The following is a 26334-nucleotide window of genomic DNA, read 5'->3' as shown; positions in this document are numbered from 1 at the left end:
TACCGATAAAAAAGCAATCCCTGCTTCTTAGCTGGGATTGCTTTTTTTTCATATTAAGGTTATTTAGCGATAACGAATCAACAAGTCCAGTGGATAACGACCTGCATTACGGCCATACAAAGCTAGCCCGCCGTCCTCTGCTTGCAGCTCCAAACGGAAAACACGATTGCGATCCAGCTTCGCTGCTAACTGCCCCGGTACACTTGCCTTGCATAGGTAGCCATAAGATCCAGCCTCATCCAGCTTATTCGCTATTGGCTGATAATGCCAAGACAAAATCCCTCTGCTATCAGCCGGATCATCCGGTAAATAGAAAGAACCAATCCGCTGCCCATCCACCAGAACGTTCACTCGGGAAGGATGACGCTCTTCATCCGTCATATAATACGTATTCGGATTATATTCCACCCTCGCATCTGCCCCATGCATAAGATCAAGGCCCATATCATTAAGCTTCGTACCTTCAACATGCCGCGCCAGCAATCGTTTAGCACTTGCTTCGAAGATGATTTCGATCTCACCAATCATTGATTTATCTGCTGCATCTGGCAGTGTAACCTCGTATACATACTGACCTTGCCCAGCACCATTGATCTTAGATCCTTGGATAGCATCCCATTGATGCTTAAAGTTATGATCGGTATAAGCTCCCACTGGAATTTGAATAAATTCTCCTTCACCTTTAAACAATACAGTGTTATTACCGCCTCTTACATCAAAAGTAATGAAATTCCGCGTGATCGCTTCACCCTTCTCATTAATCAGAGAAACAGCAAGTATTGCAGCCGCCTCCTGACCAGGCATTGTAATGTTCAAAGAAGGAAGTATAGTGTTTCCAAAGTTATCCCATTTCACAGACATATGTCCACTTTGCGCAGTGACCCGAGTCCCCAAATTGTCGTACCACAGTTCCCATTTCAGCTTCAAATTATGACCGTGATAGCTGTCCGCGAAGCTGGAACCTAGCAAAGGTACTTTAACACTCTGCCCTGCTTCTACTGTCTGGCATGGAGGAGCATCTATCACGATAAAATCTGGGGAATGCAGATCCGCAATCGTCATCCCGGGAACAAAATCCCCATATCCAAAATCCTTATCGCTCCCGTCTAGCCGGTAATAACCATTGAACTCATTCGTAACATCACGGAATTCAGTAAATACGAATCCACATAGCTTATCATGCCGCCGGAATTCATTCATCATATAGCGGTAATGCCATGCCAAATCACTGTCCCCTGCACCACCTTCTATCCCCCACACATTACCGCATTCGCTGTTCATTAGAGGGGCATCAGACTGTACGTTGCCGCCAATACAGTTAAACTCCGATCCCGGGAATGTTTTATCTACAACCTCATTTAAGTGGGCTTGCAGCTGCTCGTAACCATTAATGTAAAAGTGCCATGTATTAATATCCGATTCCACATGATCATAATTACACGGCGAGTTATCCTCAACAATTCTAGTCGGATCAAGCTGCTTCGCCCAGCGATATTTCTCCCGCACCCATTCCTGTGTCTCTTTAAGATAACTACTCTGCTGCTGTACATCACTTGTGAGGCTAGCCTCCTGAGCATCTGTCTTCAAACCCCAGGTCTCGTTGAACATAACCCACGAAAAAATAGATGGATGATTATAATCTCGTTCAATCACCTCAAGGGCTTCTCTCTCATAGGAGGCTCTGGCCTTGTCATCCGGATTACCCCAGAAACAAGGCATATCTTCCATAACAAGAATGCCAAGCTTATCCGCCCAATACAGCTTACGGGGTTCTTCGGGCTTAATATGAATTCGCACCATGTTTAGCCCTAAACGTTTCATTAGATAAATTTCATCCCGCATGTCTTCATCCGTTGGATAGGTGAAAAACCCTGTCTTGTGATAGGACTGATCAAGAGTACCGTTCAAATATATCGGTTTACCATTTAAGGTGATCCACCGATAATCACGATCTTCAAAGCGGGCAGTCTGAATTTCGCGAATTCCGAAATAAGTGCTGACTGTATCTGTACCAAACGATCCACTAAGCTGCAATTCACCTTCATATAAATAAGGATTTTCTGGACTCCACAAATGCGGATTGGGAACATCGATAGACAGCTTACATTCGTTCACCCCTGCTATAAGCTGCAGCTTCTCTGTATGAACAACAGAATGATCAGCGAATTGCAGCGTAAACTCTGCCGAACCCGTTTCATGCGCAATTATTCTTGTAGTTACCTTCACCTGTCCATCTATACGGGTCACAAACTTTGCATCTTTCATATAAGTTTCGGGACGTGCTTCAAGCCATACAGGCTGCCAAATTCCACGGATTTCTCCATATCCTTGTTTGCCCCGCGCTTGATAAGCATGATCGAAATCCTCAGCTCTTACGACAATATTATTCTCACAATTAGCTGCCCAGTAAGGTGTAATATCAAATTCAAATGAACCATATCCACCTTGATGTGAACCTACATGTTCTCCATTTATCCACACATCACATGAATAATCTACTGCCCCAAAACGTAAAAACAATCGTGTTTGTTGGTCAACAGCCTGCCCATTCACGGTGCGGCGATACCAGCCTATTCCTTGTTGATCGCAGCCAATTCCGGATAAGGGACTTACCCAAGAAAAAGGTACAGTGATCATTGAGTCGTAAGCGATTTCAGGATTGGAGTACCATAACGCCTTCATACCTTCATTGTTCGGATCAAACTTAAATGACCATTGCCCATTCAAATTCATCCATTCATGACGTTGCCAATGTGGATGAGGGTGTTCAGAACGAGGAATCGCAAGTGTCTCAGAAGCTAATATAGAAGTTGTCATATGGCGAGCACAGCCTTTCAAAATAAGAAGTTGAGCCCATTTTAGCACCAGTATATGTTTTTCGCAATGTTTATTATGATTTTACAATACTCGTTCTTCATTGTACAATAACCTCAACCCATCCTATACGAAAAGGAACAAATATGATGAATGATATTTCACAAGAAACGATACGTTATCCCGCGTCACGCATTTTAGATGTAGCTAAAGCACTGTCTGGTGACGTTCGCGTCCGCATTCTTGAAGCCCTTGGAGAGAAGCCTATGAGTGTCAGTCAATTAGCTGAGACGTTAGGTGTAGCTCAGCCAACGATATCTATCAATGTGCAGACGTTAGAACAGGTTAATCTTATCTCGTCTACACAAGGTGCAAATCGCGAAAAAATCTGTGCGGTCACCTGTCGCTCTATTCAACTCGATCTCCCTTCAAAGCTAGGGGATGGGCTGCATCAAACTGAGGAAATACATATGCCCATCGGAATGTTCTCCCACTGCTCCATACAACCGTCCTGCGGGATGGCCGGAAAAGATGGTGGCGTCATTGGCTCCCAGGATGATCCAAGAGCATTCTACATGCCTGAACGAGTCGATGCCTCTCTCTTATGGTTCGCAGAAGCCGGTTATGTCGAATACTATTTTGCCAACCCCCTGCCTCCAGGCGTCGAGTTGGACGAAATCCGCATTTCGGCAGAAGTATGCTCAGAAGCCCCTTCATTTCGAGAGGATTGGGCCAGTGATATCAGCTTATCCATCAATGACCAGTTAGTCGGGACTTGGACCTGTCCCTCCGATTTCGGGAACCGCAAAGGGAAACTGACCCCTGAACGTTGGAGAAGTGGAACTGAATATGGAGCTCTTACTACATGGAGTGTCTCGGAATCGGGCAGCAGCTGTAATGGTTCTTTCTCATCTTCCACTACAATCAGCTCTTTAAAGCTGGCGTTTAATGAACCTATTCGTGTACGTTTTGAAATTCGGGAGGATGCACTCAATAAACGAGGACTAAATCTGTTCGGAAGTGGGTTCGGGGACTATGCCCAGGATATCATACTGGCGTTTGTACGACGTCCGAAATGAGGAAAAAGAGGCAGGAGTGCCTCGGAAGTGGATCCAATGTTCACCAGCATCAAGAAGAACATCAACAATGGATGCACACTTCCAGCCCTGACCAGATGGACCTCTCTATTTCATACCAGTAGAGACCTTATTTTGCTTCAACTTTTTTTAGATTCTCAGCGACTCTGAAGGTTACAATCTTGCTAATTAATTCATAAGGCATAGGCTTATCAATAGGGAATTGAACGGAACCTTTAGCACCTTTATAGCCTGATAATTCATCTTTAAAAGCATTAATTCCACTTGGAGTTGGATAGAATCCAATATGCTTGGGATAAGCAGCGAAATGCACCAAATTTCCGTGTAATGCAAAAGTAGGCATCTGATAGCTTATTTTTTCCTCTGCTTCCGGTGCCGCCTCTTTTATCACCTTTCTTAACGTATTAAGGATTTCCTGAACCTCAAGCGAAAACCCGGAAATATAGGCATTGATCGATTCATATGTGATTTTACTTTCATCCATGATATAACTCCTCTCTGGATCATCTCCACGATTTGCATAAATGTAGGGCCGCTAAAGCCTCAGCTTCAGTACTTTTGAACAACATTTTATCGCCTTGATTGCATTCGTAAATAAAATCATTCAGACTTTTGCTGTTATAGCTTGTAAATTCTCCTACGATAGCAACTCTCATCTGATAGTTTGTATATTTTTGTGCAATCTCACCAGCAACTCCAGACTTTAGCTCGAAAAAATCATCCGTAATCTGTTCCTTCCTCAGAAGCATTTTATCGCATCCTTGGTATTTCACATTCATCATTAAGTCTAAGGCATCCCTTACATTATTGATTATGATCTCCTCACCAGAGATTATAGCTACCGTTGAATCATTCTTATCATCCACTGTGATTTTCATTCAAGACTACTCCTTTTCCGCGAAGAATTTCTGCAACATTATGATTACTCTGCTTAATCGCAACCGACCATGCAGATTCACCACTTTTTATTTTAGCAGAAATGTCGGCGCCATGTTCGATTTACAACTCTATTAGTTCTACATTATCCGTATGAAAAGCAGCAGAATGTAAGGAAGTATAACCATCACTATCGAATATATTATTCTCCATATTCGCAAGGTGCGGATGAGCTTTCAGGATTTCTTTCAGCCATTCTGCATAGCCTGATTATGCTGTCTGAAATACATCATTAATGATTAATTATCGTATAAACGAGCTAAGCCATAAAAAGAAAAGAGGACTCGTTCAATGTTCTTTGAACGAATCCTCTAATGATCACAATTCTGGAGCTCAGTAGATTAGATTAAATCCGACTTTTCAAGTAGCCGCTTCACGATCTCTGCAACCTCAGCTCTGGTCATATCATCTTTCGGAGCAAGCCCTTTACTGCTTCTTCCCATGATAATGCCTGCCTGCAAAGTGTCAGTAACTCCACTGATTGCCCAGTTAGAAACCTTACTACTATCTGTAAATGGAGCTAACAAAACGTCAGCCGATTGAACAGAAAGCTTAGTCTGTAGCGCTGTAATTTTCATCGCTTTAGCAATAATTAACATCGCTTGTTCACGGGTAATATGTTCATCAGGGCGGAACATGCCATCTTCAAAACCATTGATTAATTGATAAGTAAATGCCGTGTTGATCGCACTGTTATACCAATCCGTGGTCTTTACATCTGAGAATGGTGTTGCAGCTTGTTCCATCTCAAGTCCCAGACCGCGTACAACAATCGCCGCAAACTCTGCACGGGTAATGGCTTGATCCGGAGTAAATTGACCACTACCTGTTCCCTCAATGACTAATCGGGAGCCCATATCGTTCACTGCCTCTTTTGCCCAGTGATTAGCTACATCACTAAATTCAAGCGGATGCCAGATTACGGAGTAAGTACCTCCGCTTAAGCTATTGATAGTAGCAAAATATTTGCCATCAATTACAACCACTTTAGTAGGAACATGGTGTACCGAACCTTCGGAATCAACGTACACTCCAGTTGTAATCTTGTTCGGGTCCATCCCTTCAGGAATGGCTATGGTACGTTTAACATACGTATTGAATTGGGAAAGTTCAATACTCTTATCTCCGTAGATACCTCTAGCCGTAAAATTAACTGGCGCGGAAACTAATGAGAAGGATCCTTTTTGCGCAGCTGCTTCTAAAGCTTTAACTTTATCGGCTGTAGGAGCACTAATTTCAATCTGTATCTTAATATCTTGCAAAGCTACCGACTTGCCGATTTGCTCGTTCAAAGCGTCAATATTAATTTGTTGAGCAGGCAGTGTAAATGTCGCATTTCCCGCTTTAATCTCAAGAATCGCTTGATTACCCTGCATATTTTTAACCATTTGTCCATTTAATTCGCCAACTATAACATCAGATTTACTATTTGCACCGATAGAAACTACTGTACCTTTACCTTCAGTGGCGAGCTTGTCCTCTAGCTTCTTCTGATCTAACACAATAGTGATTAACGTTTGCTCATTCCGTTTACCATTCGTTGCGGTTCCCACTGTTTCAGCTTTACCATTGATTAGAATGGAAGCAGCATTTACCACAGGTGCCGGAGTTGGTGATGGGGTTGGTGATGGGGTTGGTTGCGACGGAACAACAACATCACCACCAGATGGAGTGCTAGGAACAACTGCATTGGACTCAGCAGAGAATTCGCTGATGCCAGCTTTATTGATTGCCTGTACCGTGAAGGTATAGCTTGTTCCATTCGTCAAACCACTGATTGTCAGAGGACTTCCAGTTCCTGTAACCGTCAAACCTCCCGGATTAGCAGTTACAATATATCCTGTGATTTCGCTGCCTCCATCGTTCACCGGCGGGATAAAGGTGATGATTGCTTGACCATTCTCTGCAGTTGCAGTTACGGATGTTGGAATTCCAGGTGCTGTAACTGGTTTAACAGGTGCCTTCACAGTAACGGTTGTAGAAGCCGTATAACTACCATCTTTCGTCGTTACCGTTATGATGGCTGTTCCTTCACCAATCGGAGTTACTACTCCATAAACAACCTTAGCTACTGTCTCATCGCTCGAGCTCCAGATCACACCTTTATTTGTTGCATTAGCAGGAGCTACTGTCGCTTGTAGAGTTCCCTCGCCTTCACCCACCGTTAAGTTAAGTTCTGTCTGGTCTAAAGTCACCCCAGTTACGATAACGTCAGGTGGCTTAGGAGCGGCTACATTAACTGTGGTTGTAGCTGTAAAACTTCCATCTTTGGTCGTTACCTTGATAACCGCTGTACCCTCTCCAACCGGAGTTACTACTCCGTTCACTACGGTCGCTACAGTTTCATCGCTCGAGCTCCAGATCACGTCTTTATCTGTTGCATTCGCAGGCTCTATTGTTGCTTTTAGAATTCCATCAGCTTCACCAGCTGTTAAATTCAGTGTTTCCTGATCTAACTTCACTCCAGTTACGTCCACAACCGGCGGGATTGGAGCACTCACATTTACTACAGACGAAGCTGTAAAACTTCCATCTTTCGTCGTTACCGTAATAACCGCTGTACCCTCTCCAACCGGAGTTATTACTCCGTTCACAACGGTCGCGACTGTTTCATCGCTCGAGCTCCAGATCACGTCTTTATCCGTTGCATTGGCAGGCTCTATTGTTGCTTTTAGAATTCCATCAGCTTCACCAGCTGTTAAATTCAGTGTTTCCTGATCTAGCTTCACTCCAGTTACGTCCACAACCGGCGGGATTGGAGCACTCACACTAACTGTGGTTGTAGCTGTAAAACTTCCATCTTTGGTCGTTACCGTAATAACTGCTGTCCCCTCACCAACCGGAGTTACCACACCGTTCACAACGGTCGCAACTGTCTCATCACTCGAGCTCCAGATCACGTCTTTATCCGTTGCATTGGCAGGCTCTATTGTTGCTTTGAGGAGTCCATCAGCTTCACCAGCTGTTAAATCCAGTGTTTCCTGATCTAGCTTCACTCCAGTTACGTCCACAACGGGCGGGATTGGGGCACTCACATTTACTACAGACGAAGCAGTAAAACTTCCATCAGTAGTCGTTACCGTGATGATCGCTGTTCCAACGCCAACTGGAGTTACCACCCCGTTTACAACGGTTGCAATAGTCTCATCACTAGAGCTCCAATTTACTGTTTTGTTCGTGGCATCAGCAGGTGCTATTACGGCACTAAGCGTGTCTCCTGCTTCTCCTTCCGTTAAACTGAGTGATGGTTTATCCAGGGTCACTCCGGTTACGATTACATCCCCCGTATTGTTTACGGTCACATTAAAAGTGTAGGTGTTGCTTAATGCTCCATCACTTACCTTAACAGAAATCACACTGGTGCCAAAAGCATTCGCTGCGGGTGTTATTTCTAAAGTCCGTTGCTCACCACTTCCACTTATTTTCAGTCCATTATTCGGAATTAAGAGCGTATTCGAGGAAGTAGCTGATACTTGTAGGTCATCTCCATCCACATCGAGGACCTTAAAGGATCGTGAGACCGACTTGTTTTTATCGGTTGTAGTATTCCCCATAAAACCTGTGTCCTGCTTCCAGGTTGCCCCAGTAATTGTGCCGTTCTTAAGGGGAAGACCAGAGGTATTAATAGCGACATTCCCATCATTGCTATTCGCTAATTTATAGTTTAAAGCCAGATTAGGCTCCGAGCCTGTCAAGTCGACATTCATTTCTCGAACAATATCACTTTGGGTCTTGGCTTTACTCCAGAACCTCACGTCTCTCATTCCACCGTTATAATCTCCGTCCTGTCTCCACGTGCTTTTTCCAAGCCAGTTATTCGGACGTGCAACGTTTCCTACTGTACTTAAATCCATGGCCCCTTCTGCCTTAAGTACACCATCCCAATAAATCCGTCCCTTTTTCTGACTGTGATCATAAACAATTGCGACATGAACCCATTTAGAAATCGGGAAATCCTCAGTGACATTAATATCTCCCTTATTAGTGTAGGCAGTGAAATTCATCCGTTTACCGTTAAAACCTACAAAAATATTGTGGTTCTGCTCTGCGATCGATGATTCAAAAAATCTCATCCATGTCTGAAAAGCATCTACCTTCAAAAATCCTTCAACTGTAAAAGAATTCCCATAAATCCGTTGATCCGGGAAGGTCACATAATCCCCGTTACCGTCAAAACTAAGATAGTCCCCACCATTTAGTTCTGTCAGATAAGGTGCATCGTTCACTGGATTTACAGTAATTACGGCTATACCCGGATCTGAGCTGAACGCGGCAGATACTGTGGTATTCGCATTTTTTTGATAATTTTGATAACCGGATGCTGTTGTATCCCATAGCTTAAAGCTAATGGATGCCGTTCCGTTCCAGTCTTTCGCCGGGACAAAACGGATTTTCTCCGATTTCAGCAGCAGAAAAGCATTACTGTTCGACACCGGCTCGATATTATACCAAATTCGTCCCACCGTGTTGTAATACTGCCAGGCCCCTTTGGTATTATCTAAAGCTACTACAGCAATCCCTGTTGACGCTGGATCCGATACTTTTCCTGTCAAAAAGCTGGCTACCTCAACTCCTGCGTTGGAATAGTCATCTTCATTGATGGACGTTATTATAGCTGGGCTATTCTCGATCCAACCGAAACTAGCTTTTGCACTTATGATTGGAGTTTGCATAGGACCTACCCCCTGCACCACAAGTCCAGTACATAACGAAATACTAATGCCTATTTTCATAAATGATGGCTTCAAACTCTATTTCCCCCTCTAGCATAAATCATGTCCTTAATTCGACAATAATCGAGAGTATTATACAAAATTAAGATAAACAAAAAATAAACAAAAAAAGAACCCTCGATAGCCATCCTTTCGAAGGTTCCTTCCATTACAATAACTTCTGTTTCATTAACGCTTTAAGTTTAGGATCGGGTGTTGTTCCAAGCTCTTGCTGCAGCATCTCTTCCAATTGACCAAATTTCCGCTGTGCTTCATTCATTCGCCCTAATTCAATTAATAAGTTGATGATTTCATGATAGATGTCCTCTCGCAAGGAATCTAATTTTAATATTTCTCCAAAATAGTGCAGTGCTTGCTGCTGATTCTGCTCCAAATGAAATCTTGCAGCCAGCTCCAGCAATCCTATATATTCATGCTCGAGTCTGCGCGTCCTGCCACTGGCCCATTCATAGGCTTTTCCTTTGAGTAATGCTCCTGTGTATAAAACTTCTGCTTGAATCATCCATTCAACATGTCTTTCAGAGGTTTGCCTGATTTGCTTTAACAATCGCTCAAATTCATACAGATCACAATAAATGCTGCTTTCTACTACATGAATTTCATTCCTGCTAGCTTTTATATAATTGGCGCCGATTGCTTTTCGAATATAATACAGCGTCGAGTTCAGATTCTTCCACGCTTTTTCAGGCTCCAATCCGCTCCACAACGTGTCGATAATTTCCTCCCGGCTAACCGTCCCTTTACTAACCAGAAAAGCAAATAATTCTTCTGTTTTTGGACTTCTCAGCTTGATTAGCTCTCTGTTCTGCGTTCTGCGGTACACTTTTAAACCATTAAATAAAAAAACTTCTAACGTAGGCTCAGCCGTTGTATTTCGATTTATTTTTTTGAGTTTCTCTAACGTCTTAGACAACCGCTCCGCAGTTACAGGCTTCAAAAGATAATCCACTGCACTCAGGTCAAAAGCCTGCAGCGCATACTCATCAAATCCGGTTACAAAAACCACATCTATCGATTCATCCAATTCATGCAAAAGGCTAGAAAGCTTCATCCCATTCGTCTCAGGCATAGAAATATCCAAAAAAGCTACATCTATCGGATTGGCCTTCGCAAAAGCATAAGCTTCCGCAGGATTCAAAAACGTCTCATAGACATCAATCTCTCCGCTCTGCGATAAGATCCGCTTCAGGCGTTTTACCGATAACTCCTCATCATCTACAATAATCGCTCGCAGCATGCCTCAACCTCCCATCCGCTTAAGCTGCTGTATTGGAATTTCAAAAGATACCGTTGTGCCTAATCCTTCAGCACTTTGAATATGAATATTTTTTCCATATAATAGCTTGATGCGCTGACTGATATTCCACAGCCCCACCCCTCTTTTATCTACATCTGACTGCATTACTTCTTTCAATTTATGCTCACTCATTCCAGATCCATTATCCTCCACAATAAAGCTAATCACCGAATTCTCTAATTCTTTTACAGATATAATTACCGTGCCACCCCGCAAATTGGACATTAGGCCATGCCTTATTGCATTTTCGACCAAAGGCTGTAGAATCAGCGGAGGAATCCGGTAATCCGTATTCACTCTCACATCATATTCCACATTTAATCTGGCACCGAAGCGTGCTTTTTCAATATTGATATAAGCCTCTACCAGCTCAAGTTCATTCTCCAGACTCGTTAGTGAATCCAGTTGTTTGAAATCAAAGCTGCTTCGCAAATACTGGGACAGCTGCAGTGTCAACTCTTCGGCCTTCTCAGGTTCCTCCACACATAGTTCAGCAATTGAATTCAGAGCATTGTATAAGAAATGAGGTTTGATCTGGGATCGTAAAAAAGCAATTTCGGCGTCTTTGGCAGTCTTCACGGAAGCTCTCAATCGGGTCAGACTTTTAACACGTGCCATTAGCTCTTCAGCTTCAAAAGGTTTTCCCACATAGTCATTTGCACCGTTATCCATGGACATCTTCATATCGCTCACCCTGTTCTTGGCCGTCAGCATTAACACAGGCAGTTCAAAAGGAGTAAATCTCTCTCTAATCTTTTGCAGAACCTCGTAACCCGAAATGTCCGGCATGGTAATATCCAGTACCACCAGAAAAAAGTCTGTGTTTTTCGCTAGCTCCTCAAGTGCCATCTGCCCGCGATTGACAACCACAATAGAATATTTCTCTAGCTTAAACAGATTGATCATAGATTGCAGATTGGCAAAATCATCGTCCACTACTAAAATGGGCTCATTGATCTCGCCTTTGATATAAAGGGGATAACTACCATGGGAGAAACTTAATTCTTTATAAGAATGTGCCGCCTTAAGGGTTGGCCTCGAGATTGGCTTAACCGCTTTATCCCACCGTGGAAGTGTAAAAATAAACACCGAACCTTTTTCCACTGTAGATTCCACAGCTATGTTCCCACCGTGCAGTTCTACTAGCTTCTTAGTAATACTTAATCCGAGCCCTGTTCCACCATGACTATGAATCTCCGCCTCATCCACCTGCTCAAAAGCTTTGAAAATACGCTCCTGCATATCCGGTGAGATACCCAAACCTGTGTCTGCCACACGTACTTCCACCCACTCCTGAATAACTCTGGCACTAATCTCTATTTCACCCTGTTCCGTAAATTTAATCGCATTATCAACCAAGTTGTGGAAAATTTGAATCAGACGATTGCCATCTGCATTCACCATAGGAAAATTCGAAGCGACTCTGTTAACTAGCAGGATCGACTTTTCTCCGAGCAAAAAAGAATGAATACCAATGACGGAATCAACAACGGCTTTCAAATCCAGGTTGCTTTTGTATAATGTGATGTCTCCATACTTCATTTTGGAATAATCAAGTAGTTCATTTACCATATGTGTTAATCTTCTGCCGCTCCCTATTACGATCGCTAGATTCTGCGCTTGTTTTTCATTAACTGGACCCTCAACCCCATCCAGCAGCGTAGCTGTAATGTTCACTATGGCATTTAGAGGTGTTTTTAGTTCATGTGAGGTGTTGGAAAGGAATTCATCTTTAATTTTATCCAGCCCGATCAGCTGGTTTTTCATCTCGTCTATGGTATGGTAGGCTTCAAAAAAACGTAGAACAATCAGCACGATCATGATGATATTAAAAGCCACAATGTAAAACTGCCCGAGCCAAAGGTTCTCTTTTATAGAAAGAGCAAACAAAATAATGTCTATGGAATATAGATTAATAGCTAGAATCGCCATAAACATCAGCAGCAATTTGATTCTATTTACTTCTGCGCTTCTGATATACAGGGTGGCCACTCTACATAACATCCAAATTAACATCAGCTCATATAAAATAATCACATACGGATAAATGACCGTGTAAGAACGAATCGGCAGGATGGCGACCAGAATTATAAAGCTGCCTAAAACAATCGTTATGGCTTGAGTAAATTTTAAAGATATTATGCTTTTGTGCATTTGGTAAAAAAATATTGCGAGCACAATAAAGCAGGAGATGGAGCTTATATCCTTTACTTTGTAGAGCACTATGAACGAAAGTTTAGGGAAAAAGAGTAAGAGTGAACGCTCGCCGATCAACCCATGATATATCGCAAACAGCAAACAAATAGTAGCAAATACAAGTAAAGAGTAATCCTGCTTACGGTATAAGGACGCTGCCCCAAAGCAGATAAAAAAGATAAGGGCAAGTGTGCCTAAAATAGCAACGGTGCTAAATTCACGGGCCGTACTCTTCTGCTGAACCTCCATCATTGCTGCTTCCTCACCAAAGGATAAAGAAACCGGAATGCCCCCATTTACATAATCGAAGTTGGAGACTTGAATTATGATTTCTACATCTCCCTTATCAGACGAAAAAAGCCCAATCAGCGGGATATTCCCTGACCGATAATCAGCTTCATTAGCAGCAGGATTACCATCCTCAATAACTGACTGTCCATTAACAAAAATCCTGCTTGAAAAGCGGATATTAGTTTTTTTCAAGGCGAATACCCCGCTTACAGGCAGGTTTTTTAGAACCATCCGATAGGTGGCGGAACCGAAGGCGGGTAAAGGGCTTCCATTAACGATGTTGCCGTTCCACCGGGAGGGCACCTCCATCCAAGCTGTAGAATCAGGTATATCTGCGCTACCCGCCCTAAAATGCTCAGAAGTTAATAGCTGGTTCCAATAAAACTCCCATTCACCATCTAACTTGATAATCTTATCCTGTTCGTAATCCCAAGCCGCGAGATCCATGACTCCATGCTGCACTTGCAGGTGACTTCCTTGTTTATCGTGACCCATAAGAATGGATAGAGGAATCGCAGATAATAAAATTAAACCAATCAGATAGATAAGTAATGTCCTTTTGAGCATCGTATCGGCCCCTTTTATGGAAGAGTAAAGCTGCAGCAATCACCAGGGCCATCCTGCAACACGTGATGTAGAGTAAAAAGTTTAGATGAACATAGATAATTCTATAAAATTTTCTAATTTCCTTCACAATTCGACAAAGTAATAGGCCTTTATTAGGATTTTTTTCGGAAAAAGCGGGACTTGTATGAAAAGAGGGTCTGATATGACCATGATGAGTAGGATGACGGTGTGAGCACGATGAGTAGGACGACGGTATGAGCTTGATGAGTAGGACGACGGTATGAGCTTGATGAGTTTAATGACGAAATTAAAGGACCAGTTGGGCGACTTGTGCTACTTTGGCAACTCGAATGTATCTGCCGCGCGCATGCGGACTCAGGAGACCTTATTTGCTGAAAAATGAGGGTTTTGACACGCTATCGGACTCAGTTGCAACTATATGCTCATTACCACCCTTTTTTGAGTCGATATGCAGCTAATAAGAGCTATGCAGTCCGTAACTTTTGGAATACGAGCGAAAATGTACGAATAGCTGCAATACGGTCCGCAACGTTCGAAAATGAATAATGATATTGCGCAGAGCACGTAATCCATTTTTGCGGATCAGTAAGCATATGATGATCGTCCTAGAAAAGCCATGCGGCCGCGCAGGGGAAGAATCCGCTTTTAGAGTAACTATTAACTTCAGCAAATTTAGCTCGTTCACCATGCTAGCTTCCTTCATCTAAAACCTATTAGAATTCGTCATCTTTATACACAGTAACTCATTGAAGAAATCCTCAGCACTCGTTATAATAGCAACTATAGGTCGTGAAGAACACGCCGCTTTTATACAATCTCTATCCTGGGTTTAGCTCAGGAGGAATTGTATGGGAGCGGCTTTTTCTTTTTTCAAAAAATTACTTAAGGAGGATATACAAAATGTCCAGATTCGAACAGCAACTAGAGGAATGGTTACAGATCAACTTGGATAAGGAGAACAATCCCCGCAGACAGGAGCTTCTTGCAAAAGGGTTGGGCTATGGAACAGTCGAATTTCTGCGTGCGGTATGGTTTCCTGCTGTAGGAAACTTCAACTACTTGTTCCCCGAATGGAAAGTGCGCGATTTCAACAATGGTTATCGTTATCTTGATCTGGCCTATATGCCAGGTGGAGCAAAGGGTGGAATTGAGATTCAAGGCTACGGTCCACATGCTAGAGATCTTGATGTACGACGATTCAAAGATTTATGTAGACGCCATTCCTTATTATCGCTAGACGGTTGGACCTTCCTATCCATCGCCTATCCCTCAATCACGGACGAGCCTCAGCTATGTCAACAACTAGTACTGGCATTCATCGGCAAATTCATGGCTTCAGACGCGCCCTCTTCATTAACTTGGTTAGAAGCTGAAACACTTCGTTTCGCAAGACGTCTTCTGCGTCCTTTCACACCTGTTGAACTCACCCATCATCTTAGAGTCACTAATCGCCATGCCCGACGTGTTTTACATGAGTTAGTTGAACAGCAGCTACTAGAGATCGTCGGTGGAAAAGTACGCAATCGAACCTATCAGCTTAGAATGTGATGATTTGATTAGTTTGGTTTGATTAGTTTGGTTTGATTAACAAAGTTACGTTCGGACCGTATAGCTCTTATTTCCCAATTATCTTCGTTTTCGCCACGCTATCGGACTCAGTTGCAGCTATTTACTCAAAAACACTGCTTTGACCCAATTTTTTAGCTTCTTTAGAGCTATGCAGTCCGAAACTCACGGAAAATGAGCGAATTAGCTAAAATAGCTGCATTACGGTCCGTAATGGCAACTCTAGGGTCATACCAGCAAGGCTCATACAAAAAAATGATCATGAATCTAATCCGTTGCACCCCCGCATTGTCCTCCCAAAATCTAAGTCTTTTTCATTACCATCTATTACTATTACTAATCATTATTCAGAAAAAAAGTGCTCTGCTTAGTCCGTATTTTAATCAACGCTTGACCTTAGGTCTGACCTAAGGTTTATAGTTATTTTATCAAATAACTTACAGTTAGGAGCACCGCCCTTGAATCCGTACCTTACAATTGGCGAACTATCAAAACTTATGAATGTATCTATCCACCAGATTCGATATTTTGAAGAAAAAGAAATCCTGTTTCCATCCTATATAGACAATAATCAGTACCGGATGTACGGCATCGATGAGATCTATCAATTGGCACATATCCTGTTGCTCCGCAAATTAAACATCCCTGTCAGCACCATTAACCAAAGTATGAGTAAATCCGCAACGAATGACTACCAACTGCTGTTAGAGAAATCGTTAAACAAAATCAACTCACAAATAAACCAATTAATAATGCTGCAACAATTTATACAAAAGGTACTAAAAGAGCATGCAGATTATGGCAACATGAAGGGGGATTATCAAATTAAACATGTGGACAATCGTTATCTGAAAAAGTGGTTGGTGCTAGAGGATAACGAAACAATAACTGCACGAAGTTTATATGAAAAAAGACCGCAATACCATCATTTATTTGAAACAGATTTGCATTATGTATACGATTCTGAACAAGTAACCTTATGCTTTGAAACCATTGAAACCACTCCCGCCCCTGACATTGTTTTAGAAAAAGGGTGTTATCTCTATAAAGCATTTTTTGTAACAGACGATCAGGATGTAGATCATGAGATTGCCAAGCTGGAACACTTTTTAAATGGGCATCACTACATGGTATTGGGACCAATCATCATTTTGGAGAAATCGTACCTATCCATGTTTAACAACGACAAGCTTCATTATGAGCTTCAAATTCAAATCGAGCATGCCTTAGATGATACCACTAAATGAGTACAAACGAGGTTATCATCGCCCATTACCAGGAACAAGATCGTGAGGCTGTAAGCAGGCTTTTGGTAGATGCATTTCACGGGAAATTTCACTCTCTCCTCTCTCTCGAGGACAATGAAATTGCTGATCTACTTATAAGACTTTGGGAACAAGATTCTACTTCTTTATCATCCAAACAAATAATCGCTTATGAAAACGGAGAAGTGGTTGGCACTATCTACTTAAAATGGCAGGATACGCTCTCCCTTAAAAAAGGATCAATTAAACCACTGCATTCGACTCCCTTTTTGCAGCTATTCAAGAAATTTGGATGCTTAAATGTCTGTAAGTTAATCCTTGGGTTATATTTTCTGGATTATCAACCTAGAGCAAAAGAGTGTTATGTGGCTCATTTGGCTGTTCGGTCCAGTCACCGTAATAAGGGAATTGGCAAAGAGTTGCTGGGTTGGGCGGCGGATTTTGTCAACAGTCATTCTGAGGTTGAAAGATTAACGCTACATGTTGCTAACAATAATAAACGAGCCATTAATATGTACCAGCAGTTGAACTTTGAGATCCATAAATCTAACTATAGCGCGGTAAGACATTTACTTTTTAAAGAGCCTGTTTGGCATTACATGATAAGAAAAACATCGCTACAATCTGGGGGATCAATGAATGAAAAAGAAAATTAAGCTAACTGTCTGGATGATTACCATTTCGTTGTTGATTGCAGCGGTCCTGTTCGTACTACAGCAACATTCTTTTTCAATGACTGAGCAAAAAATTGAAATTGATACGCCTCAAGGTCAACTAACAGGAACCTTAGTTCTGCCCAAAAGCTACTCTGGAACCGTCGGACTGGTAGTTTTTGTTCATGGGGATGGCCCAGTTAATGATACTTACGATGATGGATATAAACCTTTGTGGGAAAAGCTCGCCTCTGCCGGATATGCTTCCTTATCTCTTAACAAACCGGGTATTGGGGGTTCCTCAGGGAACTGGCTAGAACAAAGCATGGAGGATAGAGCGCAAGAAACTATATATGCGATTAACTGGGCTAAAGCCTTACCTATGATTGATGCTCAAGCTATTGGTTTGTGGGGAGCAAGTCAGGCGGGCTGGGTGATTCCTAAGATTGTTGAAAAAGTGCCTGATCTCGCCTTCAGTATTCTTGTATCCCCCGCCATTCAATGGATTTCTCAAGGACAATACAATACCAGACAAGAGATGATTTTAGAAGGTTTTTCAGAACAGGAGATAAAAAAGAGAGAAGATTATAACGCGAAAATCCTACTGCTACTTAAAGAACAGGCGTCGTATGAAAGTTACTTGCGAATTGCACAATCGGACGATTTAATTTCCAAAGAAAAATGGGGGTTTTTCGCTAAAAATTATCAGTCTGATGCGAGCGGGGATTTAAAAAACTTCACTACGCCTGTCCATTTAGTTCTTGGCGGGCAAGATATAAATGTAGATGTTGAGGAAACCGAACGTGTTTACCGTGAAAAAATTCCTGAAAACCTACTCTCCGTCTTCTATATTCCTGATGCTGATCACTCCATGCTCTCAAAAAAGAATGCCTCATCACCATTTAGAACATATTTGACCGCTGTCTTTTTTCCACGACATATTGTTGTTGAGCCATATTTAGATGATTTGGTTCACTTTGTAAGCCAGTTTTAATCTGTTTGCCATCCATTATGCACTCTCGCCAGCTGAACTCCCTACGTTCGGACTGTATAGTCCTTATTTACTGAATTTCCTCGTTTTCGCCACGTTATCGGACTCAGTTGCAGCTATTTACTCAAAAACACTGCTCAGATCCACTTTTTTAGCTCATTAAGAACTATGCAGTGCGAAACTCAGGGAAAATGAGCGAATTAGCTGAAATAGCTGCGTTACGGTCCGTAACCACCACACGGAAAGTACTTAACAACAGCACAAGCCCATGTAAAAGATTTGATTTTTCCAGAAACTAAGCATTTTACAGAATACTTGCAACTATCACGAATGCACTCCATACGTTCGGACCGTATAGTCCTTATTTGCTGAATTTCCTCGTTTTCGCCACGCTATCGGACTCAGTTGTAGCTATTTACTCAAAAACACTGCTCTGATCCACTTTTTCTGCTCATTAAGAGCTATGCAGTCCGAAACTCAGGGAAAATGAGCGAATTAGCTGAAATAGCTGCGTTACGGTCCGTAACCACCACGCGGAAAGTACTTAACAACAGCACAAGCCCGCGTATTGGCTATGATTTCCCCAGAATCTACGTATCTTATAGAATACCTACGACTATCACCAATGCACTCCCTACGTTCGGACCGTATAGCCCTTATTTCCTGAATTCCCTCGTTTTCGCCACGTTATCGGACTCAGTTGCAGTTATTTACTCAAAAACACTCCTCAGATCCACTTTTTCGGCTCATTAAGAGCTATGCAGTCCGAAACTCAGGGAAAATGAGCGAATTAGCTGAAATAGCTGCACTACGGTCCGTAACTCCAATCGCGGGCGTAATTTTTGCTCAAACGGTTGTGAACCTCCACTGCGAGCATACTTATCGGCAGCTTAGGTTCACTAACGACAACCGAGTATGTAATTTTGACTCAAAAGGTCGCGGACTTCCACTGCAAGCATACTTACCGGCAGTTTCGGCACCCGTAACCACCATGCCAGTGTACTAACCACCAGCAACAGACTTCGAAAACTCCACGTAAGTAGCAGAAGCAAAGGCATAAACCGGGTGTCATTAACTCAGATTATCCCTCTCCTACTGCATAAACAGCGTTATATGGCGTATTGATTATAGCTGTACGCTTTAGTGATAACGTATAATTTCGGATGATCAAGCTTAGCTTTGGTCAAAATCGATCATATAAGGAGAGGTTTTAATCATTGAGAAAACAACAACGTTTGTTAGCCATGCTCGTAACCTTCCTGCTTTTGTGTTCCTCTTTTCCGTTATCGATGTTTGCAGAGGAAGCACCTGATCCTTATGAAGGAATGATTAACATTCAAAGTGAATGGCAAGGCAGCGTATTTGGTGATGTTGGGGGGCAAGACAAGATTACTGCGGCCAACTTTGGCATTACGGAGAACACGGATGGATCAGCAACACTGCGAAGCTCGAACGACAGAGGCAAAGTATCGGGCAGCACGGAAGGTATCGCTTATTACTTTAAAGAGGTTGATCCAAGTGTTAATTTTGAGTTAAAGGCAACGGCTCACGTGGATGCTTGGACAGCCAATAACCAAGTTTCCTTCGGAATAATGCTGCGCGGCAATGTGTGGGATAACCAATTCGGAGCCTACTCTGGAGATTATGTCGCCTTGGGTGCTTTGGATCAAGAAATGAAAGCGTTTCACAAATTGCAAAATACAAGCCTACAGAAACTTGGGTACGTGTTTGATAACACTAATCGCCCTGCCCAAGGAGAGAATTACGAATTAAGCATCAAAAAGACCGGAAATCTGTATATTGTCCGCATCGGCAATGAAACCAAAACGATCGAAAGCTTTGACGGCTCCATTCAATATGCGGGCCTTTATACCGCTAGAAATACTACGGTTACGTTCCGAAATATTCAATTCAGTCAAGAAGGTCAAATCGAGCTAGGACCTTGGGGCTTCAGCGCCTTCGGAGGCAATACTAGTCCAGCTAAGAACCCCGAACCTATAATTGAAAGTCCAACCTCTGTAACGATGACGACTTACGGCGGCAAAATCTCCAGCAGCGATGAGGGATTATCTTTTTATTCGAAAGAGATTCCTGTGGAAGCGAACTTTGAACTGAAAGCGACCGCTTCAGTGATTGCTTTTAATAGCAATAGCACTGTCAGCACACCTAACCAGAAATCCTTCGGTCTTATGCTCCGCGACAGTATTGGGACGAACGGAGATACAAGCACAACCACTTCTAACTATGCGGCGGTGGGTGCTTTGGATCAGGTAATGAAAGGTTTTTATAAAAAAGACACCCAAGTGAAGTTAAATCCTTTTAGCGATATCCAGGCTCCGTCCGCAGGAGCTGTATATTCGCTAAGTATTAAAAAATCAGGAGATACTTATCGATTAAGTGTGGGTGATCAGACCGAAATCATAACACTGGACGATACGTTCACAGATACTCTTTTTGCCGGAATTTATGTAGCTAGAGATGCAACTGTTACTTTCAGTGACATAGACATCCAGCTTGAATCCAAAATCGTAACCAGCTTAACCGCTGATACGAGCGCAATGACGAAAACCACTTATCTGGTTGGTGAACCCCTTGATTTGACTGGATTAGTCGTTAAGGCTATTTTTTCTGATGAGAGCGAGGCAGTTTTATCTTCTACGGATTATATTGTTACAGGCTTTGATAGCAGCAAGGTTGGAGAAAATATCATAACCATTAACTACAACGGTGCTTTCGTGAGCATTCCTTTGCAAATCGTTCCATTATCTATGACCTCATTATCAGTGAAGTATTATCCAGCTAAAACCGTATATTACCCAGGGGATACCTTCGATCCAGAAGGTCTTGTTCTTGTTGCCAATTATAACGACGGCTTCCTGACCAAAGAACTGACCAGTGATCTTTATTCCCTCTCCATTAACGGACAACCGATCAGCGATTTATTACCGTATCTATTTACGCAATCAGGCTCCACAGCGGTATCCGTTACTTCAACAGAGGCGCCGGCAATCACATCGACCTTTAATGTGGAAGTAAAAGCAGCGACGTTATCCGCTTTAGAAATTCGAAATGAACCTAAACAAACACTCTACTATATCGGGGACTCCCTCAAACTAGAAGGACTTGTGGTTTATGCTCATTACAGTGATGGTACACAGATTCGGCTGTTGAACAATGAATACAAAGTCTCTCCTCTCGACACCACGACATCTGGGGATAAAAAAATCACAATTACGCATAAAGGCTTAACAACCTCTTTTCAAGTTAAGGTCAACGTTAAAAAACTAGTAGGCATCGAAGTCACCAGCTATCCTAAAACTACCTTTTTTATTAACGAAAACTTTGACAGCAAAGATCTCTTCGTATCCAAAGTGTATGATAATTCAGATAGAGAGAAGCTAAACAGCTATACGCTCGACACTTCCAAGTTCAACAATCAGGCAGCTGGAGTGTATGAAATTGGCATACTCCCTACCGATTCTTCTATTATGCCCATTACGTATTCCGTTACAGTAAAAGAAAAGATGGATCCCGTTTGGAAAAGCATTCAATTCGGTCAGTCCACTTCAGCTACTAACAATCAGACGATTGTCAACGAGGATGGATCCGCCCAACTGATCGCTTTGGAAGGCGGCGGTAAAGTCACCGAAGATCATGACGGCATTACCTTCTATTACACCGAGCTAGATGCTGCGGAAGATAATTTCGTGCTGTCTGCGGATATCCAAGTGTTGGCTTTTGCAAAAAATCCATATGACGGGCAAGAATCTTTTGGCATTATGGCACGTGACGTCATCGGCACACAAGGAAATTCTAGCGTCTTTGCATCCAATATAGCTGCCATCGGTGGTTATAGCGGCGGGACGAAAAGCGATCTGGGCACACAGCTTTTTGTCCGTACGGGAGTTGAAAAAACGGATGGGACTGGCAGTAAAGGGATTCAAACCATCATGCTTCAAAAAGAACGTCCTGCACCTGCCAATACTGTTCCAGCAGCACCTTACCATTTAACCTTAGCAAAGACGAATAGTGGTTTTACAGGACAGCTCAATAATGGCCAACAAGCTATTCATTTCACACCAGACATTCTAAGCGTACAGGATTCAAAAATGTATGTCGGATTCTATGCTGCTCGTTTAGCCACAATTAATGTAAGCAATATTCAATTAACTGTCACTTCAGCAGCTACAGATTCTCCTAAAATAGAACCACCTGCGACTCCCGTCACACCTAGCTTAAATATACTTTCACTAAGTAAAACCTCAGATCCAGCTTACCAAATGATTGTGCGCTCTAATGTCAACGGAACGGTGACGTTGAAGCAAGGTTCTACGATCATCGCTCAGCATATCGAGGCAATATCTGGTAAACGTCTTTCTATTCCCACGAGACTTCTTGATCAAGGAGATACGAACTTCAGCATTACTTTTTTACCAGATGATACTCAGTATTTGACCTCTTATGAGAAGATCATCAGCAACTTTACCGTCACCCTAAAAAGTTATAACGAAGATGATGATATCTACGTATCCCCCACCGGATCAAGCTCCGGAGATGGAACAATCAATCTCCCACTTGATATCGATACTGCGATTGATTTCGTTAAACCAGGTCAGCATATTATTGTGCTTGAGGGTCGTTATGTGCGGAAATCACCACTTGAGATTAAAAAGTACAATGATGGCAAAGCCTCCGCCAAAAAGTATATAGAAGCAGCACCAGGAGCAAGACCTATCTTTGATTTTGACAAAAAAACAGAAGGCGTTCTCTTGAGCGGAAACTATTGGCATGTGAAAGGACTTGATTTCACTCGCTCAGCTGGGAATACCAAGGGCTTTACGGTGGGAGGCAATTATAACATCGTTGAAAATAGCCGTTTCTATGCGAATGGTGACACTGGTCTACAAATCAGCCGAACAGATGGTACCGCGATAGAACTCAGTGAATGGCCTTCCTACAACTTAATTCTCAACAGTACCTCCTTCTACAACCGTGATCCATCTGACAATAATGCCGATGGCTTTGCGGCAAAATTGACTGCGGGTGTTGGTAATATTTTTAGAGGTTGTCTGGCGCATAACAATATCGACGATGGCTGGGACTTATATACGAAAGCAGGCTCAGGTGCAATAGGTTCAGTGCTGATTGAGCACAGCGCCGCCTTCAACAATGGGTTCTTAACAGACGGAACCGTAGGTGCCGGTGATAAAAATGGCTTCAAGCTTGGTGGCGAAGGCATTCATGTCACACATACCATCCGCGATTCCATCGCCTTTGGTAATGGCGCTTATGGTTTTACAAGCAATAGTAATCCAGGTGTGATCGCCATCAACAACATCGGATTTAACAATACGCGTGGTAATATAAGCTTCACCACTTATGATCACATTACTACAGACTTTACGATTGACGGTTTCTTATCTTACCGAACTGCCAACATTGCAAAAGACCAATATCCAGCTTCTTTAGCTGCGGACAATAATTTCATGTTTGACGGTACGCGATCGGCGAATAAATCAGGTTTAGAACTGAGCGATTCTAACTTTGTCAGCTTAAATCCTGTAGTCAATTACTCTCGGGATGCTGACGGGAATATAATCTGGGGCGATTTCTTGAAGTTCATTCCTTTGGATGGACCGGAACCAAGTCCGACGGCTTCTCCGAGTCCGACGGCTTCTCCGAGCCCAACGGCTTCTCCAAGTCCGACGGCCTCACCGAGTCCGACTGTTTCTCCGAGTCCGACCGCTTCTCCAAGTCCGACCGCTTCTCCAAGTCCGACGGCTGCCGCGAGCTCAGGCAGTTCCGGATCATCGGTTGGAGATTCGGCCACTACTATACTCCATTTGGACGGTAGCGTAAGGATTGAGATACCTACTACTATGAATGGAGAAAAAGCTAGCGCAATATTGACTGAATCTTCCTTACAAAAGATTATGGCTTTAGCCAAACCTAATTCCGCAGGCCACAAAATCCTAAGAATTCAGCTCGCAGAGGAACAATCGTCAAATGTTGGCTCATTTGAAGTCACTCTCCCTGCCGCAGCATTTCTTGTTGGAGCATCCACATTGCAGCTGGAGATCAATACATCACTAGCTACCTTTGTACTTCCGGATAATCTATTCCCGACGAAGACACTGGACAATGTGAAGACGGTTACCTTGCTCCTCAAGCCTGTCGATACAACAGGAAGTTTAAAGAAGCAATTGGGTGAAAGTTTGCTTATTGATTACGAGTTACTTTTGGATGGTACAACAGTTCAATTAGAGAGTTTAAATTCGGCCATACAAATTGGGCTTCCTTATCCAGCTGCTGTAGTTCCATTGAACAACGCCTTTATTGTAGTGTGGAACGTCAATGCGCACGGAGTCATCCAACCGGTAGTAGGCGGGAATTATGATTCAGATAAGAAGCAAGCTATTTTCTCAACAACAAATTCATCTGGGCAATATGCCGCCGTCTACAATCACAAAACGTTCAGGGACATATCTGATTCTCATTGGGCGAAGTTTATTGTAGAAGTACTAACATCAAAAGGGGTCATTAATGGTGTAACAGAAACAGAGTTTAGGCCCGACCAGACTGTTACACGTGCAGATTTCGCACTTTTATTGGTTAGAGCTTTAGGTCTATCTGCAGCAGAAGGAAATAGCTTTGCTGATGTGTCACCTAACGATTATTTTTATGAGGGACTTATGACAGCTCAGAAATTAGGGGTCGTTACGGGCCAAACCGACGGCCTTTACCACCCTCATGACTCCATCTCCAGACAAGAAATGTTTGTTATGGCAGCTAGGGCATTGAAGGCTGCTGAGGTATGGGAATCGAATACGACCGCTTCCTCCCCCTCTGCATTAGACAGCTACACTGACTATAATCAAATTTCTAATTATGCGGCAAATGATATTGCGGCGCTGGTATCAGCAGGTCTTATTAAAGGAGACTCTCAGCAGCAGCTTACACCAACTGCCCATTCCACACGTGCCGAAGCCGCCATGCTGATTTACAGAATTATGATGCAAAAATAAAAAAAAGAACTCCAAGACCACTATACTCGTGGTTTTGGAGTTCTTTTTATTCTCTTCCCTCCCCCCTTTAAGTCTTCTAGTTCATTTCCTTATCAGGAGGATTGGAAACCCGATACCCTTTCGGCGATTGATGGGTGATTTTCTGGAAATTCCGATGAAATGACCGTAAGTTACTATAGCCGCAAAGGTTGGCAACTTCACCAATAGTCAGATTCGAGTTTTTTAATATATAACATGCGTGTGAGATCCGATAGTGATTCAAGTAATCTGTGAAGGGTATTTTCATCAGCTGGACAAACAGCTTTGATAAATACGGGTAATCATATTGCAGATGTTTTGCTACAGCTTTTAATGTGCAATCGGCAGAATAATTTTGTTCTACAAAAAGCAGGATTTTATAGAGCACCTTTGTTTGCGGGGACTGTTTGACCGGAGCAAATGATGTCTGACAGATCAACCCCGCGCATACACCATACAGGAAACTTTTCTGGCTATAAATCGAATCCAGCTTTGAACAATCAGGTTCATTCACAGCATGGAGGACATTGTCAGTTGGAATAAAGCTTTTATAATTCATGTGAAAATCACCTATCAATTCTGTGGAAAAAAGGATCACCATAATCTCCGAAAAATCAATCGTCTCAAATTCATGCATCTGATTAGGAAAAATAAAAACCAGATCATTTTTCTGCACCTGATAGCTTTTCCCATCAATGGTGATAGATAACTGCCCGTCGTTGACATAAATAATCTCAAATGCCCGATGAAAATGAAGTGGAAAATGATAGTTTTTCAAGGGAATGAGTTTAAAGTAATCTTTTTCGCCGACACCATGTTTTTCAAAAAAGGGCCACAAGTAGATTCTCCTTCACGAAAACACTA

The 26334-nt window shown here is 42.6% G+C and carries 15 protein-coding genes; 6 read left to right on the top strand and 9 right to left on the bottom strand.

All coding sequences use genetic code 11. From position 1 onward, the window contains the following. Positions 1-63 precede the first annotated feature (63 nt). Positions 64-2817 (bottom strand): sugar-binding domain-containing protein, encoded by a 2754-nt coding sequence (locus MKY63_RS23750; protein WP_339809990.1) that lies wholly within the window; start codon positions 2815-2817, stop codon positions 64-66. Positions 2818-2960: 143 nt separating this feature from the next. On the opposite strand from MKY63_RS23750, the gene MKY63_RS23745 reads away from it, so the two are divergent. After that, on the top strand, positions 2961-3893 hold the full coding sequence (locus MKY63_RS23745; RefSeq protein ID WP_254857042.1) for a helix-turn-helix domain-containing protein: 933 nt from the start codon (positions 2961-2963) through the stop codon (positions 3891-3893). A gap of 127 nt (positions 3894-4020) precedes the next feature. Here MKY63_RS23745 and MKY63_RS23740 read toward each other — a convergent pair whose 3' ends face one another. The 6 genes from MKY63_RS23740 to MKY63_RS23715 all read right to left on the bottom strand — a co-directional run bounded on the left by MKY63_RS23740 (position 4021) and on the right by MKY63_RS23715 (position 14640). Next, positions 4021-4395 (bottom strand): DUF1801 domain-containing protein, encoded by a 375-nt coding sequence (locus MKY63_RS23740; RefSeq protein WP_339809986.1) that lies wholly within the window; start codon positions 4393-4395, stop codon positions 4021-4023. A gap of 19 nt (positions 4396-4414) precedes the next feature. Beyond that, positions 4415-4789, bottom strand: coding sequence for a DUF4180 domain-containing protein (locus MKY63_RS23735; protein WP_076128242.1), 375 nt, complete (start codon positions 4787-4789; stop codon positions 4415-4417). Between the two features lie 399 nt (positions 4790-5188). Continuing rightward, positions 5189-9595, bottom strand: a complete 4407-nt coding sequence (locus MKY63_RS23730; RefSeq protein WP_339809984.1) for an Ig-like domain-containing protein — start codon at positions 9593-9595, stop codon at positions 5189-5191. A 133-nt stretch (positions 9596-9728) separates the two neighbouring features. Further along, entirely contained in the window at positions 9729-10817 is a 1089-nt protein-coding gene (locus tag MKY63_RS23725) for a response regulator (RefSeq protein WP_339809982.1), read from the bottom strand. A 3-nt stretch (positions 10818-10820) separates the two neighbouring features. Further along, positions 10821-13931, bottom strand: a complete 3111-nt coding sequence (locus tag MKY63_RS23720; RefSeq protein ID WP_339809980.1) for an ATP-binding protein — start codon at positions 13929-13931, stop codon at positions 10821-10823. Positions 13932-14406: 475 nt separating this feature from the next. Next, positions 14407-14640 carry a hypothetical protein gene (locus MKY63_RS23715; RefSeq protein ID WP_339809977.1) on the bottom strand — a complete coding sequence of 78 codons (234 nt, stop codon included), beginning with the start codon at positions 14638-14640 and terminating at the stop codon, positions 14407-14409. Between the two features lie 212 nt (positions 14641-14852). Here MKY63_RS23715 and MKY63_RS23710 point away from each other — a divergent pair, with 212 nt between their 5' ends. Continuing rightward, the gene (locus tag MKY63_RS23710; protein ID WP_339809974.1) at positions 14853-15500 is read left to right on the top strand and encodes a transcriptional regulator; all 648 of its coding nucleotides are present in this window, start codon (positions 14853-14855) and stop codon (positions 15498-15500) included. Positions 15501-15667: 167 nt separating this feature from the next. Here the strand turns inward: MKY63_RS23710 and MKY63_RS23705 are convergent, their stop codons facing one another. Further along, the gene (locus MKY63_RS23705) at positions 15668-15799 is read right to left on the bottom strand and encodes a hypothetical protein (RefSeq protein WP_339809971.1); all 132 of its coding nucleotides are present in this window, start codon (positions 15797-15799) and stop codon (positions 15668-15670) included. Positions 15800-15976: 177 nt separating this feature from the next. On the opposite strand from MKY63_RS23705, the gene MKY63_RS23700 reads away from it, so the two are divergent. From MKY63_RS23700 to MKY63_RS23685, 4 genes are all read left to right on the top strand, one after another. Beyond that, positions 15977-16765, top strand: coding sequence for a MerR family transcriptional regulator (locus MKY63_RS23700; RefSeq protein WP_339809968.1), 789 nt, complete (start codon positions 15977-15979; stop codon positions 16763-16765). Further along, a complete protein-coding gene (locus tag MKY63_RS23695) occupies positions 16762-17439 on the top strand; it encodes an N-acetyltransferase (protein ID WP_248548777.1) in 678 nt (225 codons plus the stop codon). The genes MKY63_RS23700 and MKY63_RS23695 overlap by 4 nt, the downstream gene beginning before the upstream one ends. Further along, on the top strand, positions 17423-18430 hold the full coding sequence (locus MKY63_RS23690) for an alpha/beta hydrolase (RefSeq protein WP_339809964.1): 1008 nt from the start codon (positions 17423-17425) through the stop codon (positions 18428-18430). Before MKY63_RS23695 ends, MKY63_RS23690 begins: the two co-directional genes overlap by 17 nt. 1214 nt (positions 18431-19644) lie before the next feature. After that, positions 19645-25452, top strand: coding sequence for a bacterial Ig-like domain-containing protein (locus tag MKY63_RS23685; RefSeq protein ID WP_339809962.1), 5808 nt, complete (start codon positions 19645-19647; stop codon positions 25450-25452). 76 nt (positions 25453-25528) lie between these two features. Here MKY63_RS23685 and MKY63_RS23680 read toward each other — a convergent pair whose 3' ends face one another. Beyond that, entirely contained in the window at positions 25529-26308 is a 780-nt protein-coding gene (locus MKY63_RS23680) for an AraC family transcriptional regulator (RefSeq protein ID WP_339809959.1), read from the bottom strand. Positions 26309-26334: the final 26 nt, after the last annotated feature.

The organism is Paenibacillus sp. FSL R7-0189 (assembly GCF_037969925.1).
In the GTDB taxonomy this organism is placed as follows: Bacteria; Bacillota; Bacilli; order Paenibacillales; family Paenibacillaceae; genus Paenibacillus_AQ; species Paenibacillus_AQ odorifer.
Note: the sequence above shows the minus strand (reverse complement) of the source record. Positions and strands in the feature narration are given on the sequence as shown.

What these genes read in the sequence shown, in the direction of transcription:
- MKY63_RS23750 (WP_339809990.1), bottom strand. Translation starts at nt 2,817, where the DNA reads ATGACAACTTCTATATTAGCTTCTGAGACACTTGCGATTCCTCGTTCT.
- MKY63_RS23745 (WP_254857042.1), top strand. Translation starts at nt 2,961, where the DNA reads ATGATGAATGATATTTCACAAGAAACGATACGTTATCCCGCGTCACGC.
- MKY63_RS23740 (WP_339809986.1), bottom strand. Translation starts at nt 4,395, where the DNA reads ATGGATGAAAGTAAAATCACATATGAATCGATCAATGCCTATATTTCC.
- MKY63_RS23735 (WP_076128242.1), bottom strand. Translation starts at nt 4,789, where the DNA reads ATGAAAATCACAGTGGATGATAAGAATGATTCAACGGTAGCTATAATC.
- MKY63_RS23725 (WP_339809982.1), bottom strand. Translation starts at nt 10,817, where the DNA reads ATGCTGCGAGCGATTATTGTAGATGATGAGGAGTTATCGGTAAAACGC.
- MKY63_RS23720 (WP_339809980.1), bottom strand. Translation starts at nt 13,931, where the DNA reads ATGCTCAAAAGGACATTACTTATCTATCTGATTGGTTTAATTTTATTA.
- MKY63_RS23715 (WP_339809977.1), bottom strand. Translation starts at nt 14,640, where the DNA reads ATGGTGAACGAGCTAAATTTGCTGAAGTTAATAGTTACTCTAAAAGCG.
- MKY63_RS23710 (WP_339809974.1), top strand. Translation starts at nt 14,853, where the DNA reads ATGTCCAGATTCGAACAGCAACTAGAGGAATGGTTACAGATCAACTTG.
- MKY63_RS23695 (WP_248548777.1), top strand. Translation starts at nt 16,762, where the DNA reads ATGAGTACAAACGAGGTTATCATCGCCCATTACCAGGAACAAGATCGT.
- MKY63_RS23690 (WP_339809964.1), top strand. Translation starts at nt 17,423, where the DNA reads ATGAAAAAGAAAATTAAGCTAACTGTCTGGATGATTACCATTTCGTTG.